The sequence below is a fragment of the Desulfonauticus autotrophicus genome (assembly GCF_055381725.1).
The window spans coordinates 549,633-562,013 of sequence record NZ_AP042395.1 but is presented as its reverse complement, the minus strand read 5'-3'; the positions used below and the strand labels follow the sequence as shown (position 1 = coordinate 562,013).

Sequence of the window (12,381 nt, the reverse complement as noted above, 5' to 3'; positions counted from 1 at the left end):
ATTACAAGATTTTTTTTTGTCAACAGATAAAATAGGAAAAATAGAAAATTGTGTCTTTTGAAGAAAAGATTAATCTATTTTTTTTACCTGTTTAAAAATATTTTCTATATCTTTCAAATCAAAGGGTTTGGTTAAAAAGAAATTAACTCCCAGTTGAAAGGCTTTTTCTTTTATTTCTTCCAGCACATGACCAGTAATAATTACAATTGGAACCTTTACTCCTAAATCCCTTATCTTTTTTGTGCACTCAAGACCATTTAATTTAGGCATTTCTATATCTAAAAAGATTAAGTCAAAGTGATTATCCCTTTGCAATAAATTTAAGACTTCTTCTCCATTTTCTACAACAATAAAGTTGTCCTGCCCTAAAATCTTAAATACTTCTGTCATTAAAATTCTATTATCCAGACTATCATCAGCTAACAATATTTTATAATTTTCTTTTGTTGTCCTTTTTAAACTTAACTTCTCTTCTTCCTTTTGCTTGGGAACATCCAGGGTAAAAGGCAAGATAAAAGAAAACTCTGTTCCCTGATCAGGAACACTCTTACACTCTATTCCTTCTCCTCCCATTTTTTTTACCAATTCCCAGGCAATAGCTAATCCCAAACCTGTACCACTATATTCTCGGTTCAACCCTGTACTTACCTGGATAAAGGGTTTAAATATATCCTTTTGTTTTTCTAGAGGAATACCTATTCCTGTATCCTTTATTAAAAATTTAACCCAAGCAATATCCTTTTCTTCTTTTATTACAGTTGAAGAGAAAATAATTTTACCTTCAGAGGTAAATTTTAAAGCATTGGATAATAAATTGTTTAAAACTTGTTCTAAACGAAGCTTATCACAATATACCCAAAAAGAATCTGCTAGATTACAATCAAATATAAATTCTAGATTTTTATTCTCACATTGAATCTGATAAGTATGGGCAATATTTTTTAGAATAAAACTTAAATTATTGGTTTTATTTTTTAATTCTAAAGAACCTGCTTTTAATTTAGAAAAATCTAAAAGATCGTTTAGTATTAATACCAGGTTGTTAGCAGAATTTTTTATTAAAGATAAATATTTTTGATTTTCAGGTATTTTTAATTTTGTTTCCAATACCTGAGTTAGGCCTAAAATTACATTTAAAGGTGTTCTAATTTCATGACTAATGGTAGCTAAAAAGTTATCCTTTAATTTATTGGCCTTTTCAGCCCTTTGAGTTTCTTCTTTTAAAGCCAAAACCATTTTTTTTACCTGTTGGTAAAGATAGCCAAACTCATCTAAATGAAACTTTTCATTTTCTTTTTGCCAATCTATATCTTCATTTAATTCTATTCTTTTAGCAAGAAGGGTAAGTTTAGATAAAGGACTTATTACATTTTTATGCAGAAAAAAAACAGCTAAAAAGAAAATAAAACCCAAAAGGATTAAGCTTATTAAAGAAATATAAGCATAGTTTTTAAATCTTTGAATGAACTCATCTAGTCTTTTAATTACAAATAAATCCAGATTTGCCCCGGAAAATTTAAAAGATAATGGTTTTAAATAAAATCCCTTTTCCCAAGAGCGATACTCATCTACTCCTGAGACCTTAAGAGAGTTTAACTTATCTAAATCCAGCCAGGAAGAGCCTACAACAAATTTCCCCCCCCACTTTACAGCTAAGCCCAGCTGATTTTTCTGAGAAAGCTCCTTTAAAAAACTATCTCCAGGAAGAGGAGAAAAACTAACCAAGTACCCTATTCTTTTCATACTTTCATGTAAAATTGGAACTTTAACTGACAAATATATTTTGGAATTTAGAAAAGCAAATTCTACATCTTTTTTTAATTTATATTTTTTAAAATTTTCATTCTCAGAAGTAGAAAACACCAAATTGTCATTTATATCTAAAATATTTATATGCTCAATACTACTACTTTTAAGTAATTCTTTAAGTCTTTTTTCTCCATAAAATGGTAAATCTAAAGATAAAACAACCCCTAAAACATTATCTTTAGATATTTGATAAGTTTTTTCAAGTATATTTTGAGCTTCATTATTCAATATTTTATCTATATAAAAAGTAGAAGAGTCTATATTCTCTTTTATATATTCGTTATACAAGTCATTATATAAATATAGTGAAATCGAAAGAAGCAAAACAAAGGAAAAGAAAAAAATAAAAAATATTGATAAGAACTTAACCTGTAAAGATTTTGGTTTATTTTTCATACTCAAATACCTTAATATCCTTATATATTCTATGAGCAGCAAAAAGAATATTTTTCGGTATATTTAAACCTAGCATCTTAGCCCTTTGAATATTAAAGGCCAAAGCATAAGCTCTGGCATCATCTATAGGGATATTTCCTGCAGCTACTCCTTGCAAAATTTTTATAGCTTTTTCTCCTGCCTGCTTACCCATTTCCTTAAAATCCACTGTAGCTCCACCTAAAAGGCCTAACTGACAAAAATAATAATTAACAGCAATATCTGGAATCCTAGAATTCTTTATAGTCCAGGCTAATATTTCATTAGGTCCTACTATCTGCTTACCTTGCCTAAGAGATAAGGCCAAAGGATAAATAGCATCTACCTGCTTTTTTTTATTTATTTCTAAAATTATCTTCTTGTATTCTTCAAAATTTTCAACAACTATGTTTTTTATTTCAATATCTGTTAAGTCTTTGGTTTCTAAAAATATTTGCTTGCTCAAGGCTTTTCCAGTAGTAGTATTATCTGTAATAACCAATACGGTCTTTAGATTAGGCAAGATATGTTTAAATACATTTATACTTTTCTGAACATAAAGTTTTTCATATACTCCAGTTACATTATATCCAGGCTTTTCTCTGCTTATCATAAAATTAAAAATTTTGTTATAATCTTCTGGTAATCCATTCAATCCAGTAAACACAATAATCTTGTTCTTATCTTTTAAAAAATTCATCCCAACGTATAAAAAGGAGTTGTCATCAAAACATATAATTATTTCAGGATTTATTTTCTTTATAAACTCTATGGCCTCTTTTGCTACTTTTATAATTGATTTATGCTCCACATTTTTATTTTTTGTATCCATGTAAAAATCAAAAAACTCAACCTTTCCAGCCAAAGGAGAACTATTAAAGGCTTCTAACACTCCCTCCCTTTGAGGTCCTCCGCAAGCATCATCACAGTCATAACTGTGCACTAATACTATACGCTTGTTTTCAGCCCAGGAAAACGTAGAAAAATAAAGAATAAAACTTACAAGAACCAAAAAGACCAGGTAAAAGCGAGAAAGCATAAGGTAAACTCCTAATTTTTTTAGGATGAGAAAATAATTTTTTTTTAAAAAGAGGTCAATTCCAAGGAAGAAAAAATAAAAAACCCAGGATGCCGTGGGTTAATTGAGGTTGGGACTCGTCTCTTTAATGGGACCAGCCCTTTCTTTTTACTTGGTGTTAGTCCCCCAACAACTAACCTTCACTAACATCCCAGGCTTAGTATTTATATAAACACTTTTTCCTTTTAGTCTAGTAGATTCTATCCTCGCTTGTTAAGATATTGGCCATAAATACTTTTAACTTTGCTGGCTTCTTTATAACCCAAAAACCTTTTATTTTCCTGGCTAACCTTTTTTAACTCTTCCTTAATCTTTTTTTGTAATTCTTTAGCCAGGGCAATCAACTTTTTATTTTCTTCTCTCAGATGAATTATCTTCTCTAGCTGGCCTCTATCACTTTGTAAAACCTCTCTTATTGCTTCTTCTCTTTTTTGAGCCAAAGCAAACGCCTGCTCTATATCTTCACTTTGAAGGGCTTTTTTTTCCTGGGCATAGATATCATAAATAGTTTTCATGGCTCTAATTTTTGGCAACCTTTTTTACTTCTTCTCTTAAATCACTTACTATCTTCTTCCACTCCTCTAAATGAGGTAGCAATTCATACTCAATTAAATCAGCCAGCAAAATCCAGTCTTCATTTTTTTGAACATCCAGTATTTCGGTAAAAAGATCTGATAAAATTTCCAGATTTTCTTCTAAATGTGGCACTGCTATCAAATTAAGTTCCTGCCTTATAGCCCCAATCATACCCATAAAGTCCCTAAGTACCTGTAGAAAATCTTGATACATATCCAGGGCTTCAAAGTCATTAGTTTCCCGAAAAAGCTCGCTAACTTCTTTGCCTCCCTTAAGTAGTAAATTTATCACCTTATAAAGCTCTCTGGTAATATCTATTGCCAGCTTATCCACACTAACTGTTTTAATCTCTATTTTCTCTATTTCTTCAGTTTCAATATCTTCAGCTTGATGAGGATAGATCTCTGAAAAGGCTTCGTCATTAACATAGACATCTGTTACAACCCTGTTTTTTAAAGGCTCTTCAGCCATTACTTTTACCAACAACTCTTCTAAATTATTAAATTTTTTTACTTCTAAATCGAGCTTTTGCCCATCGATAACTATCATTATTGGCCTCCTCCAAAAGTTCTTTTTAAAAAAGAATTCAAAAAATATACCAATTTAAAAAAATTTTTCTTTAACTTTTCTTAAAAAGGAGTGATATTGGTGGGCTAATTGGTAAAAATCATCTACTGAGGAAAACCCTTGCTGAGATTGAGCTAACCAGAGATGGGTTAAGGGATAAAAATACCTGGTCTGCTCCAGTTTGGAAGTTAATTTTAAGTGAAATAAAGAAATTTTTTGTTTTCTTTTGGCAAGGGGATAGGCACTTATGCTTCTTAGTTGTTCTTTAAAAAGAAAAAAATAACTTTCTATTTCTGCAAGTTCTTGTTTTAGCTTATCATCTAGATTTAATGCTACAAAATTATGCTTATTACTAAAATCTAAATTATTAACTAAAAAATTAAAATAAAAAAAGTGAAAAAAAGACATATTTGAATATCTTTTATCCTTATTATGATTTAAATTTTCTAAAAAATAAGTATTATTTAAAAATGTTGTTTTATAAATTCTACTATTTAAGGATAAGGATTTATATTCTTTATCCAGGACAAGTTTAATTGCTAAAATAACATCTTCTGGTTGTATAGCATATCTACACTTATAATCATTACATACTTGATCAAAATTACAGGGATGGCAATCTAAATTAGGCTCTAAGCAAATACAATCTTCTAAATAAGGTCCTGTATCCCAGGCCTGGGCAGTAGCCAAAAAAAGAGCTACTATTTTTAAATTAGTTCCTGCAGCAAGATGCATGGTGCCTGTATCATTGGTAAGTAAAAGAGTAAGCTGGCTTAAAATAGCTTGCAGGTCCTTAAGCTCTGTCTTGCCCACAAGGTTAAAATGGGAATAATCTGCCAATTGTTCAAACCTGTTAGCCAGCTCTATTTCGCTCTCAGTACCCAGCAAAACTGGAATAAGTTTAAATTTTTGGAGGCAAATTTTTCCCACCCTGACAAAATAAGCCACAGGCCATCTTCTTTTATTGTCACTTGCTCCCAGTTGAAAGCCTATTAGCCCATATCCTGTGGGTAAGTGGAAAAATTTCTTCCATTTTCTAATACTGTCCTCAGAGGTAGCTCTTAGCTCTAGTCTTACTTTTGCTTGTTTTTGGGGATCTACAATCCCTAAATAAAGGTCTATTAAGTTTATAGGAGAAGCCTCTCTAAATTTAGAAGAAGCTTGTAAAAAAGCTGCCCAGCTATTGTTGTAGGTACTAAATCCCCATTTATCCAGCGCAAAGCCCAGAGTCTCCTTTCCCAACACCAGAGTCAAAATTTTAGCAGACAAAGAAGGAGTTAAATTGATAATCTGTTCAGGCTGAAAATCTCTTTTTATTCGCTCTAAAGAAGCAAAAAGCTGTTCAAGGCCTTTCCACCACTTATCTTTACTCAAAGAAGCTAAAATCTCTCCTCCAGGAAAGGTATAAATTTTATCCACATACTGCAAAAGCCTGGCTGCCGCTTGAAAATTTTCCAGACACAATAAAGCAACCTCTTTTCCCTGCTGGTGTAGATAAGAAAAAGAGGCTGGCTCTGGATAATATCTCCAAACCTCGTCAAATTTATGACCAAAATTCTTTTAGACATGTTCCAATTTCAAACGGCCAAAATAGGCCTGTCCCAAAGAAATACAACCATCATTGGGTGGAAGTTGTTGGTGGAGCAATAACTTTACCTGTTTTTGGGTAAGGTTGCTGATTAAAAGTTTATTTAGAGAAATATTTTGCATCACTCCCCCACTAAATCCTAAAAACTCCACTCCCATTTTTTTAGCAAAATGGACGCCAAGTTCAGTAAGAATTTGAGCAATGGTTAAATGAAAACGCCTGCTTATTTGAGCAGGACTAACCTGGTCTTTGATATCCCTGATAATTTGTTGAAATAGAAAAAGGGTATCCACTACAAGAAGGTCTTCTTTTTCTATGGTCTTCCAGGTATAGATTTTCTTTTCCTGAACATCTTGAATCTTTTCCAGCCTAATAGCTGCCTGTCCTTCGTAGGAAATGTGCTTAACAAGCCCAAGAAGCGCTGCCACCCCATCAAAAATCCGCCCCAGACTAGAAGACCAGGGAGTGTTTATTTGCTTTTCCAGCATAGAAAAGAGTAGTTGCAGGTTGTTTAAATTGTACTTCTTCCAGGGCCAGTTATAATCCATATCTTCCTGTAACAACCAAAGTACTCCCAAGGCTATGCGCCAGGGCTCTAAAACAGCCTTTTCTCCCCCTGGCAAAGGCAAAGGGCTAAAGGAAACAAGCCTTTTCCTCTCCAGGTTTTCTGCTTCTACATAAAGCAATTCTCCGCCCCAGATATTTCCATCTTCTCCCAAACCAGTACCATCTACAGCCCAACCCAGAAGAGGAGTTTGGAGCTTATGCTCTGCCAATAAAGCATAAAGGTGGGCATAATGATGCTGCAAACTAAAAAGAGGGATATTTTTTTCTTTAGCATATTCCTGGGCAAAAGAGCTACTAAGATAATCTGGATGTAAATCTCTCACTACTGCTTTGGGAGATACTTCCAGGATATTTTCCATATGTTTTACAATTTCTAAAAAAAACTCATAGGTTTCCAAATTTTTTAAGTCTCCTATATGTTGAGAGACAAAAGCCTGGTTGTCCTTTAAAAAGCAAATGGTATTTTTTAACTCCGGTCCAACTCCTAAAATACTTTCACCTTTTTTAGAAAGAAAAATAGGAGTAGGTACATATCCTCTAGCTTTTCTAAAAAACAATCTTCTCTCTTTATCCATTCTAACTACACTATCATCACACCTAATAAGAATATCTCGATTGTGAAATAAAAAGTAATCAGCTATTAAACTTAACCTGGAAAAGGCTTCTCTATTTCCAAGACTTATGGGTTCAGAAGAGCTATTACCAGAAGTCATAACCAAAACAGGAAAATTATCTTTAAAATCATATTGTCTTAAAAAATAAAAAAGTAACATATGCAAAGGAGTATAAGGAAGCATTATGCCCAAGGTATTGGTATCTTCTGAAATATTATCAGGCAAAAAAGAAGATTCTTTTTTATCCAGAACCACTATAGGATGAGCCAGGCCAAGCAATTCTTTTTCTTCCCAGGCATTGACCAGACACAGGGACTTTATTTGCTCCAGATTCTCCACCATTAAAGCCAAAGACTTATGCGGCCTTTTTTTACGCTTTCTAAGTAAATCCACTACCTTTTCCTCTCTGGCTTCACAGGCCAGGTGAAAGCCTCCCAGTCCTTTTAGGGCTAAAATTTTCCCTTTTAAAATTAGTTGTGCAGTAAGCTCCAAAGCTTCTCTTCCCCTTGCCAACTCTTTGCCCTCTCTATCTACTAACCATACCTCTGGGCCACACTCGGGACAGGCATTTGGCTGGGCATGAAATCTTCAATCCAAAGGATTTTCATATTCTTCTTGGCACCTGGCACAAAGGGGGAAACAGGCCATAGAAGTTTGGGGCCTATCATAAGGTATGGAACGCGTAATGGTGTACCTTGGGCCACAATTAGTACAGTTGGTAAAAGGATATAAAAACCTTCTATTCTCAGGATTAAAAATATCTTTTCTGCAATCAGCACAAGTAGCCACATCTGGACTAATAAGCACATTGTGTCCCTGGCCCTTTTCACTGGCAACAATCCTAAAATCTGTTTCTTCTGCAACCAGACCTATATTTCTGCTCTTTAAATCTACAATTTCAGCTAAAGGTGGTAATTCCTGAACTAATTTTTGCTGAAAACATTCTACCTTTCTCTTTTCTCCTTGCACTTCAATCACTACACCCAGAGAAGAATTCTTTACCCACCCAGTAAGATCTAGTTCTTTGGCTAATTTATAAATAAAAGGTCTAAATCCAACTCCCTGCACTCTTCCATTGACAATAAACTCTTTTCTGGTCACAAATAAGTCTCCTGGTATTTTTTGTTTGGTAAACTAAAAATAAAAAAACAAAAGGAAAAGCAAGTGAATACCACAAAAAACTATAGCTTAAAAGAAATCCAAGCTATTTATCAGCAAATAACCCAAAACCAGGAGGTGGTAAACCTATTAAATGCCGTTTTCCACCCTTTGGTTCTCACCCTGCCTAATAGACAGGTCGTATTTGCCAATAAAAGTTTTGAAAACTATCTCCAGGTTAAACATCAGGATATCCTGGGCCAATACCTGGGAAAAATCCTGGGCTGCGTAAATCCTCAAGAACTGGATGCATGCTGTGGAGAAACTCTATACTGTGCTTATTGTGGGGCCAACAAAACATTTCAGGCTTTAGAACAAGAAGATCAATACTCCACTGAGTGTCATATATTAAGTAAAAGAGATAGTACCATAGATAGTTTTGACTTAAAAATAGACGGTAAAAAAATATATATAAAAGGAATAAGTTTATATTTATTAAACATAACTGATATAAAAAATAAACTTAGAAGATTAGCTTTAAGAAATTATATCCTATATAAATCAATAGATTCTATATCTGCAATCAACCTGTCAATAGATTTTGCTAAGGAAAAATGTAAGAACAAATATTTAGATAATGCTAACTTAGAGATAAAAAAAATAGTAAACAATCTAAAAAAATATAGAATAATATCTGAAGCTGAAGAAAATAAAATAACTCCTAATCTATCTTTTTCTCTTCTCTTGGTATATTAAATAAAACCATAAACAAGCTAGGTAAATTATTAGAAGAAGATATTGAAAGAATAGTTGTAACAGATGAAAGTGAAGATGTTGAATTCTGGTTTGATTTTGATTTACTTGAAATGATCCTAGAAAGTATGCTGATAAATGCTTTACACTACAGCAAAGAAAAGGTACTATGTGGAACTAAAGAAGTAGAAGAAAGAATAATTTTTTGGGTTGAAAACAAAGGAAGACTAGAAGAAGAAGTAGAAGCCAGGATTTTTAAACCCTTTATCAGCGAGCAAGGATTAGTAACTGGAGTAGGAACTTACTTAATCAAACTCTTAGGAGAAGGGATTTTAAAAGGAAAGGCCTGGCTGGAAACAGATAAAAAACAGGAAAAAATAGTTTTTTACTTTAGTCTTCCCAAATTACAATAAGATGAGTAAATTTATTAAGATAATAGAAGCCAGGCAAAATAATTTAAAAAATATAAACTTATCTATTCCCAGAAATAAATTAGTGGTTATTTGTGGACCTTCTGGCTCTGGAAAATCTACCTTAGCCTTTGACATTGTCTATGCTGAAGGACAAAGAAGATACATAGAATCCATTTCAGCTTATGCCAGGCAATTTTTACCCAAATTAGATAAACCCAAGGTAAAGAAAATAGAAGGTCTGTCTCCGTCTATTGCTATAGAACAACACTCTTTAAGTAAAAATCCTCGTTCAACCATTGGCACAACTACAGAAATCTACGATTTTTTAAGGGTTTTTTTTGCCCGTCTGGGTATACCTCATTGTCCCCAGTGTGGAAAACCCATTGTGCCTCAAAGCAGTGACCAGATCCTAGACCAAATTCTTAAACTCCCGGAAGGTACTAAATTTTTTCTCTTAACTCCCTTAAAAGAAAATCAAAAAGGCAGTTTTAAGGACCTTTTTATCCGTTTAAAAAAGCAAGGATTTGTAAGAATAAGGTTGGATAATAATGTTTATACCCTGGATAATCCCCCTGTTTTAGATAAAAACAAAAAACACACCCTGGAACTGATTGTCGACAGATTGATAAAAAAGAAAAGCATTGCCAAAAGACTGGCAGATTCCCTTGAGTTAGCCTTAAAAATGGGAGAAGGTAGAGTAAAACTCTTTTTAGTAGATGAAAATAAATCCATTTATTTTTCCACTCAATCCCATTGTCCAGAGTGTAAAATATCCTTACCCAACATTACACCTCAACTTTTTTCCTTTAATAGTCCTCAGGGAGCATGTCCCAGATGTTCAGGGCTGGGAAGTGTAGATTATTTTGAACCTCATCTTATAATACCCAATGAAAATTTAAGTTTAAAACAAGGAGCTATTCTTGCCTGGAGAAAAAGCAAACTTTTAACTAAATACAAAGACATTATCTTAAGCATAGGAAAAAAATATAAATTTGACCTGGACACTCCTTTAAATCAATTTTCCCCTCAAGCAAAACAGGTGCTTTTATATGGAGATAGCAATTGGCCAGGAGTGATTAATATTGTAGAACAGTTGTACCAAAAGGATTTTTATTGGCATCAACAATTAAAAATCTTTTTAAATTCTCATACCTGTCCAGAATGCAAGGGCAGTCGCTTAAAAAAAGAAGCCTTGAGCGTAAAAATAAATGATTTAAATATTTTTGACCTCACCAACCTTTCCATAGAAAACCTTTTTTCTTTTCTCCAGAATCTAAACTTTTCCCAGGAACAAGAAAAAATAGCCCTTCCTCTTTTAGAAGAAATTTTATCCAGATTGTCCTTTTTAAAGAATGTGGGACTCAACTATTTAAGTTTAGCCAGAACAATGTCCTCCTTATCCGGAGGGGAAGCCCAAAGAATTAGACTGGCCTCCCAGCTGGGCACCGGGCTGGTTGGAGTAACCTATGTCCTGGATGAACCTACCATAGGCCTTCATCCTCAAGACAATCAAAAACTCATTCAAACCTTAAAGGAACTTCAAAAAAAGGGGAATAGTGTGCTGGTAGTAGAGCACGATCAGGAGACCATTTTAACTGCAGACCATATAATAGAACTAGGGCCAGGTTCTGGAGAGCACGGAGGAGAAGTTGTTTTTCAGGGCAATCCTCAAGAACTACTGCAAAGCAATACCCTTACAGCCAGATACCTAAAAAAAGAACTCTCCATTGAAACCTATTACTCTAAAAGAAAACCCCAAAACTTTATTACCCTGAAAAATGTTTCTACCAACAACCTAAAAAATATTAACTGCTCTTTTCCTCTGGGTTTGCTCACTGTAGTTACAGGAGTTTCAGGCTCAGGAAAAAGCTCCCTGGTGGTAGATACCCTTTATAAGCACCTGGCTATCTTAAAGGGAGAAAAGGTTAACAATCCTGGAAAAGTAGAAAAAATAATAGGTGCTGAGCAAGTAGATAAGGTATTGGTTATTGACCAAACGCCTATAGGCAGGACCCCTCGTTCCAACCCTGCAACCTATACCCAAGTCTTTGATGAAATAAGAAAAATATTTGCCAATACTCTGGAAGCCAAGAAAAAGGATATACTCCTGCTCGCTTTAGCTTTAATTTAAAAGGTGGTAGATGTGAAGCCTGTGCAGGAGAAGGACAAATCAAGGTAGAAATGCATTTTTTACCCGATGTTTATATTACCTGTGAAGTTTGTAAAGGGAAGAGATACAATAGAGAAACTTTAGACATATTTTATAAAGGCTTAAATATACACAATGTCTTAAACCTGACAGTTGAAGAAGCCAAAAAAATATTTTCAAATCATCAAAGTTTAGTTAACAAATTGAACTTACTGGAGGAAGTTGGTTTAGACTATTTAAGGCTTGGTCAGCCAGCTACTACTTTAAGTGGTGGAGAAGCTCAAAGAATTAAGCTGGCCAGAGAATTAAGTAAAAAAACCCTTCCCAGGACACTTTACATTCTGGATGAACCAACCACAGGATTACATATTCATGAAGTAGGTAAATTGATAAAAGTATTGCATAAATTGGTGGAAAAAGGAGCAACAGTTATTTTAATAGAACATAACCTGGATGTAATAAAGTGTGCAGACTACATCATTGACCTAGGACCAGGAGGAGGAGAATTTGGAGGAGAAATTATGGCCACAGGCTCTCCAGCAGAAATTAAGAGCAACCCCAACTCTCTTACAGCCAGATTTTTATAACTATTTTTCTTTTTTTTATCTGCAATTACCTTGGTCAAACCGGCAAAAAAACCACTTAAAATGCCCAGGGCCAGAGCTCTGGCAGGGTCAAAACCAAACCAGCTGGCAATAAGCCCAATAGAGCCTCCGACAATAACAGCTCTAAACAAAACTTCACTTTTAGACATA

Annotated in this window: 9 protein-coding genes and 2 pseudogenes; 3 read left to right on the top strand and 8 right to left on the bottom strand. The window is 33.8% G+C overall.

The window, feature by feature from the left end; genetic code table 11:
* Positions 1-69: 69 nt before the first annotated feature.
* The 7 genes and pseudogenes from ACZ42F_RS03325 to ACZ42F_RS03295 all read right to left on the bottom strand — a co-directional run bounded on the left by ACZ42F_RS03325 (position 70) and on the right by ACZ42F_RS03295 (position 8,314).
* A complete protein-coding gene (locus tag ACZ42F_RS03325) occupies positions 70-2,037 on the bottom strand; it encodes an ATP-binding response regulator (protein ID WP_464279743.1) in 1,968 nt (655 codons plus the stop codon).
* 157 nt (positions 2,038-2,194) lie between these two features.
* Positions 2,195-3,262, bottom strand: a complete 1,068-nt coding sequence (locus ACZ42F_RS03320; protein WP_464279742.1) for an ABC transporter substrate-binding protein — start codon at positions 3,260-3,262, stop codon at positions 2,195-2,197.
* Positions 3,263-3,501: 239 nt separating this feature from the next.
* Positions 3,502-3,816: a hypothetical protein gene (locus ACZ42F_RS03315; protein WP_464279741.1), complete on the bottom strand. Its 315-nt coding sequence runs from the start codon at positions 3,814-3,816 to the stop codon at positions 3,502-3,504.
* A gap of 4 nt (positions 3,817-3,820) precedes the next feature.
* Positions 3,821-4,426 carry a hypothetical protein gene (locus ACZ42F_RS03310; RefSeq protein WP_029967053.1) on the bottom strand — a complete coding sequence of 202 codons (606 nt, stop codon included), beginning with the start codon at positions 4,424-4,426 and terminating at the stop codon, positions 3,821-3,823.
* A 54-nt stretch (positions 4,427-4,480) separates the two neighbouring features.
* Positions 4,481-5,908, bottom strand: coding sequence for a glycosyltransferase family 9 protein (locus ACZ42F_RS03305; RefSeq protein WP_464279740.1), 1,428 nt, complete (start codon positions 5,906-5,908; stop codon positions 4,481-4,483).
* A 96-nt stretch (positions 5,909-6,004) separates the two neighbouring features.
* Positions 6,005-7,801, bottom strand: a pseudogene (gene hypF, locus ACZ42F_RS03300) (carbamoyltransferase HypF); the annotation flags it as partial.
* Positions 7,802-8,314, bottom strand: a complete 513-nt coding sequence (locus ACZ42F_RS03295; protein ID WP_464279739.1) for an acylphosphatase — start codon at positions 8,312-8,314, stop codon at positions 7,802-7,804.
* 63 nt (positions 8,315-8,377) lie between these two features.
* Here ACZ42F_RS03295 and ACZ42F_RS03290 point away from each other — a divergent pair, with 63 nt between their 5' ends.
* The 3 genes and pseudogenes from ACZ42F_RS03290 to uvrA all read left to right on the top strand — a co-directional run bounded on the left by ACZ42F_RS03290 (position 8,378) and on the right by uvrA (position 12,213).
* Positions 8,378-9,067: a hypothetical protein gene (locus tag ACZ42F_RS03290; protein ID WP_464279738.1), complete on the top strand. Its 690-nt coding sequence runs from the start codon at positions 8,378-8,380 to the stop codon at positions 9,065-9,067.
* Positions 9,068-9,177: 110 nt separating this feature from the next.
* Positions 9,178-9,477 (top strand): ATP-binding protein, encoded by a 300-nt coding sequence (locus tag ACZ42F_RS03285; RefSeq protein ID WP_464279737.1) that lies wholly within the window; start codon positions 9,178-9,180, stop codon positions 9,475-9,477.
* Between the two features lies 1 nt (position 9,478).
* Positions 9,479-12,213 (top strand): annotated as a pseudogene (gene uvrA / locus ACZ42F_RS03280) (excinuclease ABC subunit UvrA).
* Here uvrA and ACZ42F_RS03275 read toward each other — a convergent pair.
* Positions 12,099-12,380 carry a hypothetical protein gene (locus tag ACZ42F_RS03275; RefSeq protein WP_464279736.1) on the bottom strand — a complete coding sequence of 94 codons (282 nt, stop codon included), beginning with the start codon at positions 12,378-12,380 and terminating at the stop codon, positions 12,099-12,101. The pseudogene uvrA and the gene ACZ42F_RS03275 overlap by 115 nt on opposite strands.
* Position 12,381 lies beyond the last annotated feature (1 nt).